Consider the following 17,442-nt stretch of genomic DNA (forward strand, 5'->3'; position numbering starts at 1 on the left):
GCGCCGGAGTCGCTTTCGGTCGCTCAGCGGAGTCGGAGAGCGGTTGGGCGCCCTCGGCGGCCCGGCGGCGCGGAACTCTCCCCAGCCAGTCGGCGCGGAACGGGAATCCCGAGCCGGACGATGCGACCGAGTCCGGATTTCACTGACGACGGACCCGAAACAACCGAAAGCCGCTGGTCTGGACCTTAGTCCCGGCCAGAGGGACATCGGCGCCGTCAGGCCGCCCTTCACCGAAAAAGATCTCTAACTCCAGAAACCCGGCGAAAGAACCTAGCCAATCACCAACAGTCAGGAGACACTTACGTGAACGAATGACGCTTCGTGACGAGCTCGTGACCGCGTTACTCTCGGTCACGAGTTTGTCGCGTAATAAGGACCCTATTGGGGGCAACATGGCTTCGGCCGGACGGGTCACCTACCGTGAGGTGTTCGGTGTAGCCGAGTTCCGTTCGCTCTGGTTCGCCGAGCTTTTTTCGATCTTCGGCGATCAACTCGCCAGAGTCGCGCTCTCGGTCCTCGTCTTCACCGAAACCCGCTCCGCGACCCTGACCGGCCTCACGTACGCGCTGACCTACGCCCCTTCGCTGCTCGGCGGCATCTTCCTCACCGGCTTCGCGGACCGCTTCCCCCGGCGGACCGTGATGGTGGTCGTGGACCTGCTGCGGGCCGCGCTGATCGCGCTGGTCGCCGTCCCGGTCCTGCCGTTCTGGGTCCTTTGCGTCCTCGTCGGCACCGTCTCGTTGCTGAATCCGCCGTTCAAGGCCGCCCAGCTGGCCCTGCTGCCGCAGATCCTCAAAGGCGACCGGTTCGTCGTCGGCATGGCGATCCGCAGCATGACCGTCCAATCGGCGCAGCTGGCCGGATTCGCCGGCGGCGGTCTCCTGCTGACCGCGCTCGAACCCCACATCGCCCTCGCGCTGGACGCGATCACGTTCCTGATCTCGGCGCTGTTCGTCCGGTTCGGCCTCGCCTCGCGCCCGGCCGCGGCGGCCGGCGAGAAGCGCAAGTCGTTCTTCGCGTCCATCGGCTCGGGCGGGAAGATCGTCTTCGCCAGTTCAGGGTTGCGCTCGCTACTGCTGTTCACCTGGCTGATGGGCCTGCTGCCGGTGTACGAGGGCATCGCGGCGCCTTACGTCGCCTCGTCGGGCGGTGGCCCCGAAGTCATCGGCCTGTTGCTCGCCGCCGACCCGATCGGCAGCGTGATCGGCGCGTTCATCTACTCGCGCTGGGTACCGGCGCACGCCAGACCGAAGCTGATCGGACCGCTCTCGGCGCTGACGGCGATCCCGCTGCTGCTGTGCTTCCTGCAGCCGGGTCCGCTGTCGTCGATCCTGCTGTTCGTGGTCTGCGGCGGTTTCGGCACGGTGGCGCTGATGCAGGCGACGGCGTCACTGACGCTGGCCGTGCCGGACGAGAGCCGGGCACAGGTGATGGGGCTGTCGAACACCGGGCTGACCACGACAATGGGCGTGAGCCCGCTGATCGGCGGCATCCTGGCGGATCAGGTGGGCCCGCAGTCGACGGTCGGCGTCTTCGGGCTTGCGGGATTGTTGCTGACGATCCCGCTGGCCTTGAGCTGGCGGCGGAGCCTCAACGGTGATCCGGAACGGTGGCAGGAAAAAGACGCCGCACGCGCGGAACATTGAGGTGTTCCACGCGCCGGCCCGATCGCGCGGCCGTCTGGCGCGCGCCCCAGTTCACTGATCCCTACCGGCCATCGCTGGCACCTTTCCCTCGACCTCTCAGAGAAAAGTACACACCTAGGGAGCTTGTCGACAGCCCGCAAGTCGGTAGAAGCTGTCCGTAAGTAGGGGGTTTCGGAGAATGACGCAAGAGTCAGGGGGAAAGATGATCACATCGGAGGAACGCGCTGGACATCGTTCGGCTCTCACGGTAGCGACGTGGGAGCTGTGGAAGAGGCCTAAGCACTGGATCGCCTACACAGGGCTTTCCGTGGCGACGATGCTGGCACTGACGGGGGTCTTCGCAGCATCCATCGCCATCACGTCTTCGCAGGTCTTGCTTTGTTTTCTGCTCGCGGGACTCGCCATCGCGCACACCGAGGCGACTCGCCGGATCGAGCGGCAGCGGCGCAGCATGAGCGTCACTCCGCACATCAACATGACCTCGGTCTGGGTGCTGCCGGGCGCGATTCTGCTGCCGCCGCACTTGACCGCGCTTCTCGTAACCGTGATCTATCTTCACCTCGGATACCGCAGTTGGGCAGGTCTTCGCACGGTCAACCCCCATCGAACTGTGGCGAACGCCACATCGATGACGCTGACCGCGTTCGCATCCTGGGCGGCCGTGCAGGTCGTCGGCGCCGACCCGGCGTCGGTGACCGCGATCTGCGTCGCGAGCATCGCCTTCTTCCTGATGAACGCCGTCTTCACCGGCACCGGCCTGTACTACGCGGCGCCCAAGAAGGCGACCGTCCAGACGCTCCTCGGCTCCTGGGACGACAACATCCTCGAAGCCTCGACGGTCTGCATCGGCGCGCTGGTGCTCGCCGTGCTGCCGCAGCAGCCCGTGCTGGTCCTGCTCGTCTTCCTGCCGCTGTACCTGCTGCAGCGTTCGGTGCTGATCAAGCAGCTGGAACAACTCGCGACCACCGACCAGAAGACCCAGCTGCTCAACGCCACGACCTGGCAGCAGGGCGCCGTCCGCGAGGTCGCCCGCGCCGAGCGCGAGAACGGCCAGTTCGGCGCGCTGATGATCGACCTCGACCACTTCAAGAGCATCAACGACACCTTCGGTCACCTGGCGGGCGACGACGTGCTCAAGAGTGTCGCGGCGCTGGTCAAAGCCGAAACCCGGACGCAGGACCTCGCCGGCCGCTTCGGCGGCGAGGAGTTCGTGGTGCTCCTGACCTCGTCGTCGAAGCAGGAGTCCGTCGCGGTCGCCGAGCGCATCCGGCAGCGGATCAGCGAGATGGTCATCAAGACCCAGGACAACGAGGGCAACTCCGTGGTCATCGAGCAGCGGACGGCGTCGGTCGGCGTCGCGACGTTCCCACTCGACGGCAGGACGATCGAAGAGGTCATGGCGTCGGCCGACGCCTCCGTCTACGCGGCCAAACGCAACGGCCGCAACCGCGTCGTGTCCTCACCGGACCTGGCGGCGGTAGCCGAAGAGGCTGGAAGGCCTCTGGAGGCTGTCGCGGCTTAACGCAACCGTTCCATCACGTCGGCGGCCGCGGTCCTGAGGCGGACCACGCCGCCGACGGTGAATTCGGTGAGCAGGTCGATGAGCGCGTCCGCGTCGGGCGGCTCACCGTCCCAGCTCGCCTGGACGAGTGCCTCGGTCATCGCGAAGAACAGGGTGACCAGTGCCTTGTCCGCGCGGCCGGAGTCGACGCCGTGGCGCGCCCAGCGCTGCCTGCTCGCCTCGGTGTAGACGCCCGCGAGCCGTTCCCGAAGCCGGGTGAGGGCCGGATCGCCCATGCGTTCCGCCTCGCGCAGGACCGGGAACGCCTCGGGGTTCGCCGCGACGAAGGCGAACATGTTGGCGTAGTTGGCGCGCGCCCACGACCGGAGTTCGGGCTGCGAAAGGTCGAGGGCGGGCGCGCCGATCGCCTCGAAAGCCCGCTCCTCGATATCGGCCACGACCTGGGCGAACAGCGTCGCGCGGTCACCGAACTGCTCGTAAACGGCCTGGCGGGACACCCCCGCGCGCCGGGCGATCTGCTCGATCGTCGCGGCCTGCGCGCCGTGCGCCGCGAAGACACCCGCCGCCGAACCCAGCACCCGCGCGCGTTGCTCGCCGACCGGGAGCTTGCGGGGCCTCCCTCTCGGCGCCGGACTTGACATCGTGCGCCACCTCACTGACTCTCTTTTTCGACACCCCTGTCGAAAATGTTTCTGCTCAACGAGGAGCAAGCATGCGTCCAGGTTCCCGGCGCGGTGTGGCCGCCGCCGTCTCAGCGGCCACCGTCGCGGCCTTGCTGACCTTCGGGGCACAGCAGGCCATCGCCGCCCCGTCCTTCTACGATCCCCCGTCGCCGCTGCCCGCGGGTGCTCCCGGCGACATCATCCGGCACGAACCGTCCGTGTTCTACGTCGATCCCGTGAAACTCATCAAGGCCGACGCGGACGTCCAGCGGATCATGTACCGCAGCACCGACACCCACGGCAAGCCGAACGCCGTGACCGGCACCGTCCTCACCCCGAAGAAGGCGTGGACCGGACCGGGCGAGCGCCCGCTCATCGGCTACGCGGCCGGGACGCAGGGCGTCGGCGACCAGTGCGCGCCGTCGAAGGCCCTCTCGGCGGGCATGGAGTACGAAGGTCCCTTCATCGCCGGGCTGCTGCTTCGCGGCTACGGCATCGTCGTCACCGACTACGAGGGCCTCGGCACTCCCGGCGTCCACACCTACGTCAACCGCGCCGCCGAGGGCAACGCCGTCCTCGACTCGATCCGCGCGGCACAGCGCCTGCCCGAAGCGAACCTGCCGGACAACGGCCCGGTCGCGACCGCGGGCTACTCGCAGGGCGGCGGGGCGTCGGCGTCGGCCGCCGAACTGCAGCCGTCTTACGCGCCCGAACTCAAGCTGAAGGGCTCTTACGCGGGCGCCGTCCCGGCGGACCTGGCCGAGGTCGGCAAGAACATCGACGGGCACTACGCGTTCGGTTTCCTCGGATTCACGCTGGTCAGCATGGACGCGGCGTATCCGGAACTGAAGATCCCGGCCCTGCTCAACGCGAAGGGCGTCGAGGCGTTCGAGAAGGTCAAGCAGGAGTGCACGGTGGGCGCGATCTTCGGGTACGCGTTCACCCAGTCGAAGAACCTGACCAAGGACGGCAGGCCGCTGACCGCGTACCTCGGCGAGGAGCCCTTCAAGACGCGGGTCGACGAGCAGCTCATCGGAGCGCGTAAGCCGGGCGTGCCGACGCTGGTCGTCCACAGTGCACTCGACGACATCGTGCCCTACGCGCAGGGACGGACCATGGCGCGCTCGTGGTGCGCGAAGGGCGCGAAGGTGCAGTTCTCGACTTCGCTGGTTCCGACTCACGTCGGCGGGGCCATCCGGGCGTTCCCGGAGGCTTTCGCTTGGCTTGAGGGGCGCTTCGCGGGGCTCCCGGCCGTGGGGAACTGCGGGTTGTTCTAGGGGTCACCGGTGCAATGAAAGGCCCGTTACTTGCAAATTTTGCAAGTAACGGGCCTTTCATTGCGGCTCACTTGAGGCCGGTCGCCTCCGCGGCGGCGGGGTCCGAGTCGCTGAGGAAGGTCCGGCAGCGGTCGTACTCCTCGGTCTCGCCGATCTTTCCGGCGGCCTTGCCGAGGACTGCGAGCGCGCGCAGGAAGCCCTGGTTCGGACGGTGCGCCCACGGCACCGGGCCGTGTCCCTTCCAGCCCGCGCGGCGGAGCTGGTCGAGGCCGCGGTGGTAGCCGGTGCGGGCGTACGCGTAGGCAGCGACGGTCTCGCCTGCTTCGAACGCCTTCTCGGCGAGCGAGGCCCACGCCTCGCTGTAGTCAGGGTGCTCGGCGGCGACGGCGGCCGGGTCGCTCCCGGCGTCCAGCGCCGCCTGGGCCGCGGTGTGCTCGGGGAGATGCGTCGGCTGGGGGCCGAGGAGGTTCGTCATACGGACCATTGTGCTCGTGCCCTGTGATCAGAAGAACAGGCTCCCGAGAATGCCCCCACCGGCCAGTACCAGAGCGGCGACGAGGACCGCCGCGACAAGTCGTTTCGGCATCATGGCGGCACACCTTGCCCTGCTTCGCACGCCGACCGCAAATCCGCCACCCCTACGGGTGAACCCCGATTTTCGACCCCAAATGCCCATCTCGTGACCTGGAGCAGGGAAGATACCGGCATGACAAAGGCGACAGAAGTGACCGGGGACCTCTCGCCGGGTGTCATCCCCCGCAGTCCGATCGCGAAGACGAAGCTGTTCTTCAAGCTGCACTGGCATCGCGGCGCGCCAGGACAGGCGACGCCGGACTGGGTGCTGAACTTCTGCTACGGCATGTGGCTCGCCGCGTTCGCCTTCAAGCTGGTGGGCTCGTCCTGGGACATGTCGTGGCATTTCATGTGGCTCCGGGACGACCTCGCCCCGCCGCATCTGATCAACACCGTCGGCACGGTGATCATCATGGTGCTCGTGGCGATCCACAGCTACACCGGGATGGGCGCCGATCGGCGCTCGCTGCGGCTGATGCAGATCGGGCTCGTGGTGTTCCTCATCGCGGCGCCGCTGGACGTCATCAACCACCGCGTCAACGGTCTCGACCTGACCGCGTGGAGCCCGTCGCACATGATGCTCTACATCGGAACGGGCATCATGCAGGCGGGCGTGATCATGGGCTGGCTGAAGTACGCCAAGCCCGGCCGGATGCGCACCGGTGTCCTGATCGGACTGTGGGCGTTCTTCCTGGAGAACACGTTCTTCCCGAACGGCCAGCAGGAGTACGGCATCCTCGGGCTGCGCGCCTGGGAACGCGGCACGCCCGAGGCCGAGCCGGAACTGCTGAACTTCGCCGCCAACCAGATCGGGCATCCGGTCGACAGGGTGGCCGTCGAGTACTTCACGATGCCGATCGACGACTGGGTGTACCCGCTGTGGGGTATCGGCGTGATGGCGCTGATCTTCGCGCTGGCGCGGCACACGACCGGCTTCCGCTGGGCGGGGACGACGGTCGCCGCCGCCTACCTCGGCTACCGGCTGGTGATGTGGCCGCTGCTGCTCGGGATGGGCTTCCCGATCTCGGTCGTGCCGTTCTACCTGCTCGCCGTCGGCCTCGCGGTCGACCTGGCGTTCCGCATCGGGCGAGGACATCCGCTGCTGACGGCGGGCGTCGGCGCGCTGCTGGTGACGGCTTTCGGGTACGGGATGTTGTGGGTGCAGTCGCAGTTCCGGCCGTGGATCCTCGGCGACGCGCATACGGAGTCGGCACCGCCGGTCGCGTATTGGACGGCCGCGGTCTGCCTGGTCGGGGTGGGCGTGTTGTGGGCCGCCGCCGGGCCTGGGACGCGGGCGGTGAACTCGCTGCTGGAGAAGCGCCGGGGCCGCACGGAGCTCCCGGCCGCCTGAGGCTCAAGACGAGTCGTGTCCGGCCAGCCACAACGAAGCGAGCGGGAGCGCCATCAGCCGATCACCGAAGCTGATGGCGCTCTGGCTTCCGGTGTGCAGGACGATTCCTAGCGTGAACTGATCGCCGAGAAGGTCCCGTAACTGCGCGAGCCCGCGGAAGTCCGCCGCGGTCACCGTGTCACGCGCTTTCGATTCGACACCGACGACCTGCCCGTCGTCCCGTTCCAAGACCACGTCGACCTCCGCACCACCGCTCACTCGCCAGTGGTGCAGCCGCACCTCGGCGTCGCTCCACGTGGCCTGCTTGGCGAGTTCGTTGACGATGAAGGTCTCGACAAGAGGGCCGCGAGTCGGCGCCACGGGCTTCGCCAGGGACTCGGGGGACACGCCCAGCAGAGAAGCGGCGAGCCCGGTGTCGGTGAGGTGGAGCTTGGCGTGTTTCACCGCCCGGGATGTCAGGTTTCGTGACCACGCCGGGAGACGGTGGACCAGGAACACCGCTTCGAGCAATTCGACGTACTTGTTCACCGTGGTGCGATGAAGGCCGGTCCTGGTCGAAGTGTTCACGCTGTTGTGTTCTTGAGCCGTGATGGAGGCCAAGTAGGCCAACAAGGCCGCCATGGCGCTGGGCTCGTTGACTCTGGACATTTCCCGGATGTCGCGCTCCGCGATGGCCTGTACATAGGCGCGGAACCAGGCCTTGCGCGCACGCGCGCTGCCGAGAAGCGCCGGTTCGGGAAAACCGCCTCGGCAGATACGCGCGAAGTAGTCCGTGCGATCGACGTTCACGGTTCCGAGGTCGAGCAAGCGGCCGGGTTCGTCGAAAGCGACATCGATGAACCGCTCGAACCGTCCCTCGAACTCACCCTGCGAAAACGGCCACACGTCGACGACGACGCCCCGGCCCGCCAGGGATTCCGAAAGGCTGGGCGTCGCCAGGAAGCGAGTGGACCCTGCGAGGACGTAGCGTCCCGGGCCGCCTTCCGCGTCGACTTCCGCCTTGATCGCCCTGATCAGCGGATCCCCCGCTCGCTGCACCTCGTCGATGAGCCTGGGCTCCGGACCGGTACCGGCGAATCCGACGGGATCTTCGATGGCTGCTTGCAGAAGCTGCTCGTCGTCCAGATTGAAGGAGGTCCCACCGTGACGCCGGTGCAGATGCCTGAGCATGGTCGTCTTGCCGGCCTGACGAGGACCGTTGATGATCACGACGCGGAAGCTCGCCAGATACTCTTCCGCGACGGCGCAGCCGGCCCGTACCAGGTCCGATTCGGCCATAGCTCCTCGAAATGCCGGGGTCGTGTACATCTCACAGTACCGTCAGTCGACATTTCACGACTGGGTGAACCGACATTCCACAGTGCAAGTGACCGACATTTTGCTGATCTTGAAACCGGTGCTCCCTCCGTCACCCCAGTGCTGTGAAAGGCCCGTTACTTGCAAAATTTGCAAGTAACGGGCCTTTCATAGCACGCGAGTGAAGCGGATCAGGAGAGCTTGTTGCCCGCCGAACCCAGCGACTGAGCGGCCTCGACGATGCGCGCGGCCATGCCGGCCTCGGCGGCCTTGAGGTAGCTACGCGGGTCGTAGACCTTCTTGTTGCCGACCTCGCCGTCGATCTTCAGGACGCCGTCGTAGTTCTTGAAGAAGTGCTCCGCGATCGGACGCGTGAAGGCGTACTGCGTGTCGGTGTCGACGTTCATCTTCACGACGCCGTAGGACACCGCCTCGCGGATCTCCTCCGGCAGCGAGCCCGAACCGCCGTGGAAGACGAGCTCGAACGGCTTCGAACCGGCCGGGAGGCCGAGCTTCTTCGACGCCGCCTCCTGGCCGCCCTTGAGGACGTCCGGGCGCAGCTTCACGTTGCCGGGCTTGTAGACGCCGTGCACGTTGCCGAAGGTCGCGGCCAGCAGGTAGCGGCCGTTCTCGCCGGAACCGAGCGCGTCGATCGTCTTCAGGAAGTCGCCCTCGGCGGTGTACAGCTTCTCGTTGATCTCCGCCTCGACGCCGTCTTCCTCGCCGCCGACGACACCGATCTCGACCTCGAGGATGATGTTCGCGGCCGCGGCCTTGGCGAGCAGTTCCTGCGCGATCTCGAGGTTCTCGTCGAGGTCGATCGCGGAGCCGTCCCACATGTGGCTCTGGAACAGCGGCAGCTGACCGTTCTTGACGCGCTCCGCCGAGATCTCGATCAGCGGGCGGACGAAGCCGTCGAGCTTGTCCTTCGGGCAGTGGTCGGTGTGCAGCGCGACGTTGACGTCGTACTTGGCGGCGACGACCTGGGCGAACTCGGCCAGCGCGACCGAACCGGTCACCATGTCCTTGACCTTCTGGCCGGACGCGAACTCCGCGCCGCCGGTGGAGAACTGGATGATCCCGTCGCTCTCCGCCTCGGCGAACCCGCGGATCGCGGCGTTCAGGGTCTCCGACGAGGTCACGTTGATGGCCGGGTAGGCGAATTCGTTCGCCTTCGCCCGGTCGAGCATCTCCGCGTAGACCTCGGGGGTGGCGATGGGCATCGTTTACTCCTCCTCGAAGCAGGCTGGTGCACCTCTCGGCCGCATCGTACGAGGTCGGCCGGGAGGTGCCTACAGCCGTCGCGTCAGAGAAGGACCGCGGCGAGCGCGCGGTAGACCGGCAGGGGGTCCTGGTTCAGTACCTGGATGTTCACGTGGTCCGCCCCGGCCTCGATGTGCGCGGTGACGCCGCGGGCGACCGTCTCCGCGTCGCCGTGGACGGCCAGCGCGTCGACCAGTTTGTCACTGCCCTCGCCCGCCAGGTCCTCGTCGGTGAAACCGAGTTTCCGCAGGGAGTTCGTGTAGTTGACCAGGCCGAGGTAGAACGCCACGGACGTCCGCCCGATCGCGCGGGCCTTCGCCGGGTCGGCCTCGAGGACGACCTTCTGCTCGGGCGCGAGCAGCGGTCCCTCGCCGAGGATTTCGCGCGCCTGACGCGTGTGCTCGAGCGTCATCAGGTACGGGTGGGCTCCCGCTGTGCGGTCTCCTGCGAGTTTGATCACCTTCGGGCCGAGAGCCGCCAGCGCGCGGGCTTCGACGGGCACTCCGGCGGCGTCGAGAGCGTCGAGATACTCCACCAGGGCGGTGTACGGCTTCTTAAACTCCGCAGTGTGCTCCCGGTGCCCGGCGCCGACGCCGAGCAGGAAGCGACCCGGGTGCTTCGCTTCGATGCGCTTGTAGGACTCGGCGACCGTGGCCGCGTCGTCCTTCCAGATGTTGACGATGCCGGTAGCCACCTTGATCGTCTTCGTCGCGTCGAGGAGCTCCTCCGCCTTCGCGAGGTCACCCGACGGCGAGCCACCGAGCCAGATGGCGCCGTAGCCGAGTTCCTCCAGTTCGCGCGCGAGCTCCGGGGTGAACACACTTTCGTGCTGCCAGATGCCGATCCTGCCGAGTTCGATTCCCATGTTCCGAGCTAACACCGGCCTCGGCCGAAGTCTTCCCTTATGTTCGAGGCATGGCGAAACTCGGGAATACCGACCTCGACGTCCGAGGGATCAACCTCGGCGGGAACGTCTTCGGCTGGACCGCGGACGAGCAGCAGTCCTTCGCCGTCCTCGACGCCTACACGGCGGCGGGCGGCAACTTCATCGACACCGCCGACCTGTACTCCAAGGGCGGCTCCGAGACGATCATCGGCAACTGGCTGACCGAGCGCGGCAACCGCGACGACGTCGTCATCGCGACCAAGACCGGCATGTGGGACGAGCGCAAGGGGCTCTCGGCGGCGAACATCGCGGCGGCGGCCGAGGACTCGTTGCGGCGGCTCCGGACCGACCACATCGACCTCTACTACGCGCACATCGACGATCCGGAGACCCCGGTCGAGGAGACGCTTCGGGCCTTCGACGCGCTCGTGCGCGCGGGCAAGGTCCGCTACGTCGCGGCGTCGAACTTCTCCGCGGAACGACTGAGCGAAGCACTGTCCACTTCGGACCGTGAAGGGCTCGCGAAGTACGTCGCGCTGCAGCCGCACTACAACCTCGTCGAGCGGGACTACGAACGCGACCTGGCGCCGACGGTCGAGCGCGAAGGCCTGACCATCCTGCCGTATTTCTCGCTGGCCAAGGGTTTCCTCGCCGGGAAGTACCGGTCGAAGGACGACCTCGGCGACAGCCCGCGCGCCGCCCGCGCATCGTCCTATTTGGACGAACGCGGAGAACGCGTGCTCACCGCGCTGGACGCGATCGCGGCCGACCGCGGTGTCACGGTCGCGGCGGTGTCGCTGGCGTGGCTGTTCGCCCAGCCGACCGTCACCGCGCCCATCGCGAGCGCCCGCTCGGTCGAGCAGCTGACCGACCTCCTGCCCGCGGCCGACCTCGCTCTCACCGCCGACGAACTCGACGCCCTCACCACCGCTTCGCACTGAAAATCCCCGCATTCAGTCCTCTGGTCGCGGTAGTTCGCACCACCAACTACCGCGACCAGAGGACGAACCGCGGACTTACTTGCGGGTAGCTTACTCCGGGTAGGTTGGGGTACCGTCCGAAAGTCTTAGGGCTCGGACGAGGAGGCAACGTGGCCAAGAACAGCGTGAACGGCAAGGTCGTCCTGATCACCGGCGCCGCGAGGGGCATCGGCGCGGGACTCGCCGAACGCCTGGCCGCGCAGGGCGCGAAGGTCGCACTGGTCGGCATCGAAGCCAAGGAACAGCAGGCCGTCGCCGACAAGATCGGCGCGAGCGCCCACGCCTGGGAAGCCGACGTCACCAGCTGGGACGACCTCGAACGCGCCACCGCCGGCGTCGTCGAGCACTTCGGCGGGATCGACGTCGTCATCGCGAACGCCGGGATCGCGACCTCCGGTTTCGTCCGGTCGGTGGACCCCGTCGCCTTCGAGAAGGTCATCGAGGTCGACCTCCTCGGCGTCTGGCGCACCTTCCGCGTCACCCTTCCGCATGTCATCGACCGCAAGGGCTACCTGCTCGCGATCTCGTCGCTGGCCGCGATCACCCACGCGCCCGGCATGGCGAACTACGCCGCCGCGAAGGCGGGCGTCGAAGCGTTCTCCAACAGCCTCCGCGCCGAAGTCGCCCACCTCGGCGTGAAGGTCGGTGTCGCGCACCCGACCTGGATCCGCACCGACCTCGTCGAAAGCGCCGACCAGCACCCGGTGTTCGGCAAGCTCCGCGCGGGCATGCCCGGCCTGCTCGGCAAGACGTACCCGCTGAAGGTCGCCCTCGACCTCCTCCAGGCCGGGGTCAACAAGCGCGCCCGCACCATCCACGTCCCGCGCTGGGTCGGCGGGCTCAAGCTCATCCGGGCGTTCCTGCCCCCGATCATCGAGATCGGCTCCCGCGGCCGGATCAAGAAGGCCGACGCGGCCGCACTCGTGGACATCGAGCAGCGTGGCGCGTACGAATCTTCAGTGACCGGTCAAGCAGGCCGGGCCGCCACGAAGAAGGGCTGACCGAATGTCCCGTCGCGACCAGATCCGCATGACGCCCGACGAGCTCGCCGCGTACCTCGACGAGCAGAAGGTCATCAACGTCGCGACGGTCGGGCCGAACGGCCGCCCGCATCTGGCCCCGCTCTGGTACTACCCGCACGAGTCGGGCGTCGCGACCTGGACCTACGGCTCGTCGCAGAAGGCGAAGAACCTGGAACGCGACCCGCGCGCCACGGTGCTCATCGAGGACGGCGAAAGCTACGACAAGCTCCGCGGGGTCTCCCTGGAAGCCGACGTCGAGGTCATCACCGATACCGCCGTGGTCACCCAGATGGGTATCAACCTCATGCAGCGGTACGCGGGCGCGAAACCGGGCGACCCGGTGCCCGACGAGCTCGCCGGCTTCATCGGCAAGCAGGCCCCGAAGCGAATCGGGCTGATCTTCACGCCGACCAAGATCGTGAGCTGGAACCACGGGAAGCTCGGCGGGGCATACTGACGGGTAAGTCGTACTAGCAAGTAACTGTTACTTCCGGTAACGTCATCCGCGCAAGAAGCCTCGACGCGGAGGGCGCAGCAAATGACCGAGCGATTCAAGGTCGTGATCGTGGGCACCGGGTTCTCCGGGCTCGGCCAGGCCATCCAGCTCGAAAAGGCCGGGATCACCGACTACGTGATCCTGGAGAAGGCGGACGAAGTCGGCGGTACGTGGCGCGACAACTCGTACCCCGGCTGCGCCTGCGACGTGCAGTCCCACATGTACTCGTTCTCGTACGAGCAGAACCCGGACTGGTCGCGGTCGTTCTCACCCGCCCCGGAGATCTTCCAGTACCTCAAGGACGTCACCGACAAGTACCGGCTGCGGCGCAAGATCCGGTTCGGCGTCGAACTCACCGGCGCCGACTGGGACGACACCGCGCGGCTCTGGCGCGTGCACACGAAGGCCGGTGAGTTCGAAGCCCAGTTCGTCGTCTCCGGTGTCGGCGGCCTGCACATCCCGCAGGTCCCCAAGCTGCCCGGGATCGAGAAGTTCCAGGGCCAGACCTGGCATTCCGCGCAGTGGAACCACGAATACGACCTGCGCGGCAAGAAGGTCGCCGTGGTCGGCACCGGCGCCAGCGCGGTCCAGTTCGTCCCGCGGATCGCCCCGGACGTCGACGAGCTGACGCTGTTCCAGCGCACGCCGCCGTGGATCATGCCGAAGCCCGACCACGCCATGCCGGGCTGGGCCAAGACCGTGTTCCGCCGGATTCCCGGGGTGCAAAGGCTTTATCGCAACGCGCTGTACTGGTTCCTCGAAGTGCGCGCCGTCGGCTTCAACGGCCACCCCGCGATCATGAAGGCCGGTGAGGTGATCGCGAAGCGCCATATCGGCAAGGGGATCAAGAATCCCCGGCTGCGCAAGAAGGTCACCCCGGACTACACCATGGGCTGCAAGCGGGTGCTGATCTCCAACGACTACTACCCGGCCCTCGACCGGTCCAATGTGGACGTCAACACCGACGGCGTGCGCGAGGTCAAGGCGCACAGTGTCGTCGACGGGAACGGCGTCGAACACGACGTCGACGCGATCATCTACGGCACCGGCTTCAAGGTCACGGATGCCTTGGAATACCTGGACATCACCGGGATCGGCGGCCGCGACCTCGCCAAGGAATGGGCCACCGAGGGGATGCACACGCACAAGGGCATCAGCGTCTCCGGCTTCCCGAACCTGTTCTTCCTCCTCGGCCCGAACACCGCGCTGGGCCACAACTCCGTGGTGTTCATGATCGAATCGCAGGCGCGCTACGTCGTCGACGCGATCAAGCTCGCCGGCTCGCGGGGCGCCGCCGCGCTCGACGTCCGCGCCGGTGTCCAGGAGAAGTTCCAGCGCGGGATCCAGGACAAGCTCGTCAAGGGCGTGTGGACCCAGGGCGGCTGCAAGAGCTGGTACCTCGACGCGAAGGGCGTCAACCGCACGATCTGGCCGGGGTTCACCTGGCGCTACTGGCTCGAGACCCGCAAGGTCGACCCGGCCGACTACGAACTCAGCGGGAGGGCGTCATGACGGCTCAGCACGAAGACCACGAGCAGATCGTCCTGCACGCGCGCGACGTCAAGTTCGACTGGGCCTCGCTGCCGATGCACTGGATCCCCGGCGAACCGCAGGCGACGCACACCATCAACGTGCTGCACCTGGCGCTGCCGGAAGGCGAACGCTGGTTCGTCGAGGTGTTCAAGCAGGCCGTCCCGCTGATCCGCGACGAGCGGCTCAAGGAGGACGTCCTCGGCTTCATCGGCCAGGAGGCCATGCACGCCGAGGCGCACGACGGCGCCGCGGAGCACCTCGAAGCGGCGGGCGTCCACGTGCGGCCGTACATCGCGCAGATGGAGTGGATGTTCCGCCGTCTGCTCGGCGACCGCGAGCTTTCCGCCAAACGGCGCGAAGAATGGCTGATCGAGCGGCTCGCGGTGATCGCCGCGATCGAGCACTACACCGCGTTCCTCGGCCAGTGGATCCTCGACGCCAAGGCCCTCGACGACGCGAACGCGAACCCGACGATGCTGGATCTCCTGCGCTGGCACGGCGCCGAGGAGGTCGAGCACCGGTCGGTCGCCTTCGACCTGTTCATGCACCTCGACGGCCGCTACGGCCGTCGCGTGCGCAGCATGCTCGTCGTGACGCCGGTGCTCGCGTGGGTCTTCCTGCGCGGCACCAGGTTCCTCATGAAGAACGACCCGACGCGGCCGGGCAAGACAAGTTTCCGGACATATCTGCGAGTGGCGAAGCTCGGGTTGCTGCCTTCGGGCAAGCAACTGCGGCGCGAGATCAAGCCGTACTTCAAGAAGTCCTATCACCCCACGGAAACCGGCAACACCGACCAAGCCGTCGCGTACCTCGCGAGTTCCCCGGCCGCGCTGGCGGCCGACGAACCACAGTGACGCCGCCGACGCGCCCGCTGCGGCTCGACGGCAGCGGGCGGACCGACCGCGCGATGGCGTCGTTGACCGGTGTCGTCGCGGCGTACCGCAGGCTCAGCGGCGTGAGCGGACGCCGCCGTCCGCCGGTGGCCGCCGTCGACCGCGATCTCCCGCTGGTCGTCGACGATCTCCGTGCCGAAGCCGACGGCGTGGTCAGCCTGCGGCTGGTGCACGAACACGGCGAACCGCTGCCCCGGTGGCGGCCCGGCGCGCACGTCGACCTCTCGCCGCGGCCGGGACTGGTCCGGCAGTACTCCCTGTGCGGCGATCCGGACGACCGCTCGGCCTACCGCGTCGGCGTCCGGTTGCTGGGCGAGGGATCGACGGCGGTGCACGCCCTGAAGAAGGGCGCGCGGATCACCGCGCGCGGCCCGCGCAACGCGTTCCCGTTCGTCGCGAGCCCGGCGTACCTGTTCATCGCCGGCGGTATCGGGATCACGCCGATCCTGCCGATGGTGCGGCAGGCGGCCGCGTCCGGCGCGGACTGGCGGCTGGTCTACACCGGTCGCGACGAGGCTTCGATGCCGTTCCTGGATGAATTGTCCGAATTCGGCGACAGAGTCTGGGTTCGGCCGGACACGGACTACGGGATTCCCGCCTCGGGCGCGGAACTGCTCGAAGGGGCAGAAAAGAGTGCCCCGATTTACTGCTGCGGCCCGGTTCCGATGATCGTCGGCGTCCGGACGGACGCGGCGCTGCGCACTTCGGGACCGGTGTTCTTCGAGCGGTTTTCGACGCCGCCGATCGTCGGAGGCAAGCCGTTCCGCGTCGAACTGGCCCGCAGCGGCCGGACGCTGGACGTGCCCGCCGACCGGACCACGCTCGACGTCCTGCGCGAAACCGTGCCCGGTATCGCGTATTCGTGCAGGCAGGGGTTCTGCGGGACCTGCGAGCTGCCGACGGTGACTGGCGACCGCGTCCGGATCTGCGTCGAACGCGAGCCGGTCACCCTCGACCTCTGAGCTGTCAGGCTTCTTGCGGCAGCCAGGCGCCGATCACCGGCTTGAACTCGCGCACGGTTCGCTGGGCGACGACACCTTCGAGGTGGTACGGATCCTGATCGATGATCTCGGTCAGCGCCGCCTCGTCGGCCGCCTGGTAGAGCGAGATGCCGCCCGAGCCGTCGCCCAGCGGGCCGCCGAGCGCGACGACGCCCTGTTCGGCGAGGTCGGAGAGGAATTTCCGGTGCCGGGGCCGCACTTCCTCCAGCTTTTCCTGCACGTACCGGATCTCCACCAGGAACCAGGCCATCGACGTCTCCAAGATCGCTTCAACGGGTCGGTGGTAGACGCTATCCGACCCCCGCCCACGTTCTCAGGATCCGATCAGGCGGGAGTCTCGCCCCACCCGATACGCTGATCGGGCGCCACGCACAGGTTGTGCTTCAAAGGGGTAAATGAACAGGTAGGGGTACATGCTCGAGGGCAACGCGGAACGCAGTGTCGAGGTGACCCTCGGCCATCTGCGCACCATGGACGGACCGGTCACGCCACCGCCGCCGGCGGCGCCGCTGACCCTTGAGGATCTCTATCGCCAGCACCGGATGCGGCTCGTCCGGCTGGCCATCCTGCTCGTGGACGAACCGGCCACGGCCGAGGACGTCGTCCAGGAGGCGTTCACCGGGCTCCACCGCAACTGGGGAAAGCTGCGGGACGCCGCCGCGGCCGTCGGCTACCTGCGCACCGCGGTGGTCAACGGATCACGCAGTGTGCTGCGCCGCCGCAAGACCGCTCGCGAGTACGTCGCGCCGCACGCCGTCAACGCGCGTTCGGCCGAAAGCCTCGCCATGCTGTCGAGTGAACATCAGGCCGTTGTGAGCGCTTTGTCCAAACTGCCGCCCCGCCAGCGTGAAGTTCTGGTGCTCCGTTACTACGGTGGGCTGAGTGAGGCCGAGATTTCCGAGGCCGCCGGTATTTCGAAAGGTACCGTGAAGTCAACCGCCAGCCGGGCGCTGGAGGCACTGCAGAAAGCGATGCAGTCGCCGAACTGACACCCGGCTTTAATCTCGACCGCTGGGTTGTGCCGCCATGCTTGGTCCAGAC

Annotated in this window: 17 protein-coding genes; 11 read left to right on the forward strand and 6 right to left on the reverse strand. The window is 67.4% G+C overall.

All coding sequences use genetic code 11. The features are described 5' to 3' along the window. Positions 1-392: 392 nt before the first annotated feature. Entirely contained in the window at positions 393-1,646 is a 1,254-nt protein-coding gene (locus ACLJRM_RS07950; protein ID WP_410662663.1) for an MFS transporter, read from the forward strand. 202 nt (positions 1,647-1,848) lie between these two features. Further along, positions 1,849-3,168, forward strand: a complete 1,320-nt coding sequence (locus ACLJRM_RS07955) for a GGDEF domain-containing protein (protein WP_410662664.1) — start codon at positions 1,849-1,851, stop codon at positions 3,166-3,168. Here ACLJRM_RS07955 and ACLJRM_RS07960 read toward each other — a convergent pair. Further along, on the reverse strand, positions 3,165-3,746 hold the full coding sequence (locus ACLJRM_RS07960) for a TetR/AcrR family transcriptional regulator (RefSeq protein ID WP_174720567.1): 582 nt from the start codon (positions 3,744-3,746) through the stop codon (positions 3,165-3,167). The two genes, ACLJRM_RS07955 and ACLJRM_RS07960, sit on opposite strands and share 4 nt — an antisense overlap. A gap of 134 nt (positions 3,747-3,880) precedes the next feature. On the opposite strand from ACLJRM_RS07960, the gene ACLJRM_RS07965 reads away from it, so the two are divergent. Continuing rightward, positions 3,881-5,107, forward strand: a complete 1,227-nt coding sequence (locus ACLJRM_RS07965) for a lipase family protein (protein ID WP_101611332.1) — start codon at positions 3,881-3,883, stop codon at positions 5,105-5,107. 67 nt (positions 5,108-5,174) lie between these two features. Here the strand turns inward: ACLJRM_RS07965 and ACLJRM_RS07970 are convergent, their stop codons facing one another. Continuing rightward, positions 5,175-5,582, reverse strand: coding sequence for a DUF3151 domain-containing protein (locus tag ACLJRM_RS07970; protein ID WP_101611333.1), 408 nt, complete (start codon positions 5,580-5,582; stop codon positions 5,175-5,177). A 231-nt stretch (positions 5,583-5,813) separates the two neighbouring features. Between ACLJRM_RS07970 and ACLJRM_RS07975 the strand changes: the two genes are divergently transcribed. Continuing rightward, positions 5,814-7,031: a hypothetical protein gene (locus ACLJRM_RS07975; RefSeq protein ID WP_410662665.1), complete on the forward strand. Its 1,218-nt coding sequence runs from the start codon at positions 5,814-5,816 to the stop codon at positions 7,029-7,031. A gap of 3 nt (positions 7,032-7,034) precedes the next feature. Here the strand turns inward: ACLJRM_RS07975 and ACLJRM_RS07980 are convergent, their stop codons facing one another. The 3 genes from ACLJRM_RS07980 to ACLJRM_RS07990 form a co-directional block, all read right to left on the reverse strand. After that, a complete protein-coding gene (locus tag ACLJRM_RS07980; protein ID WP_410662666.1) occupies positions 7,035-8,309 on the reverse strand; it encodes an ATP-binding protein in 1,275 nt (424 codons plus the stop codon). Between the two features lie 209 nt (positions 8,310-8,518). Next, on the reverse strand, positions 8,519-9,550 hold the full coding sequence (fbaA, locus tag ACLJRM_RS07985; RefSeq protein WP_378236838.1) for a class II fructose-bisphosphate aldolase: 1,032 nt from the start codon (positions 9,548-9,550) through the stop codon (positions 8,519-8,521). Positions 9,551-9,633: 83 nt separating this feature from the next. Then, complete coding sequence (locus ACLJRM_RS07990) at positions 9,634-10,455, reverse strand: LLM class F420-dependent oxidoreductase (protein ID WP_410662667.1); 822 nt, start codon at positions 10,453-10,455, stop codon at positions 9,634-9,636. Between the two features lie 50 nt (positions 10,456-10,505). Between ACLJRM_RS07990 and ACLJRM_RS07995 the strand changes: the two genes are divergently transcribed. The 6 genes from ACLJRM_RS07995 (at position 10,506) to ACLJRM_RS08020 (ending at position 16,362) form a co-directional block, all read left to right on the forward strand. Beyond that, positions 10,506-11,417, forward strand: coding sequence for an aldo/keto reductase (locus ACLJRM_RS07995; RefSeq protein ID WP_410662668.1), 912 nt, complete (start codon positions 10,506-10,508; stop codon positions 11,415-11,417). Positions 11,418-11,566: 149 nt separating this feature from the next. Next, positions 11,567-12,457 carry an SDR family oxidoreductase gene (locus ACLJRM_RS08000; RefSeq protein WP_101611339.1) on the forward strand — a complete coding sequence of 297 codons (891 nt, stop codon included), beginning with the start codon at positions 11,567-11,569 and terminating at the stop codon, positions 12,455-12,457. Between the two features lie 4 nt (positions 12,458-12,461). Further along, the gene (locus ACLJRM_RS08005; RefSeq protein ID WP_410662669.1) at positions 12,462-12,935 is read left to right on the forward strand and encodes a pyridoxamine 5'-phosphate oxidase family protein; all 474 of its coding nucleotides are present in this window, start codon (positions 12,462-12,464) and stop codon (positions 12,933-12,935) included. Between the two features lie 81 nt (positions 12,936-13,016). Beyond that, positions 13,017-14,486 carry a flavin-containing monooxygenase gene (locus ACLJRM_RS08010; RefSeq protein ID WP_410662670.1) on the forward strand — a complete coding sequence of 490 codons (1,470 nt, stop codon included), beginning with the start codon at positions 13,017-13,019 and terminating at the stop codon, positions 14,484-14,486. Then, complete coding sequence (locus tag ACLJRM_RS08015; RefSeq protein ID WP_101611342.1) at positions 14,483-15,361, forward strand: metal-dependent hydrolase; 879 nt, start codon at positions 14,483-14,485, stop codon at positions 15,359-15,361. The genes ACLJRM_RS08010 and ACLJRM_RS08015 overlap by 4 nt, the downstream gene beginning before the upstream one ends. After that, complete coding sequence (locus tag ACLJRM_RS08020) at positions 15,358-16,362, forward strand: PDR/VanB family oxidoreductase (protein WP_410662671.1); 1,005 nt, start codon at positions 15,358-15,360, stop codon at positions 16,360-16,362. Before ACLJRM_RS08015 ends, ACLJRM_RS08020 begins: the two co-directional genes overlap by 4 nt. A 4-nt stretch (positions 16,363-16,366) precedes the next feature. On the opposite strand, the gene ACLJRM_RS08025 is transcribed toward ACLJRM_RS08020, so the two are convergent. After that, entirely contained in the window at positions 16,367-16,651 is a 285-nt protein-coding gene (locus ACLJRM_RS08025) for a YciI family protein (RefSeq protein WP_410662672.1), read from the reverse strand. 163 nt (positions 16,652-16,814) lie between these two features. Between ACLJRM_RS08025 and ACLJRM_RS08030 the strand changes: the two genes are divergently transcribed. Further along, positions 16,815-17,390, forward strand: coding sequence for a SigE family RNA polymerase sigma factor (locus ACLJRM_RS08030; RefSeq protein ID WP_101611345.1), 576 nt, complete (start codon positions 16,815-16,817; stop codon positions 17,388-17,390). Positions 17,391-17,442 lie beyond the last annotated feature (52 nt).

It is taken from the genome of Amycolatopsis sp. lyj-84 (genome assembly GCF_046549075.1).
Lineage (GTDB): Bacteria > Actinomycetota > Actinomycetes > Mycobacteriales > Pseudonocardiaceae > Amycolatopsis.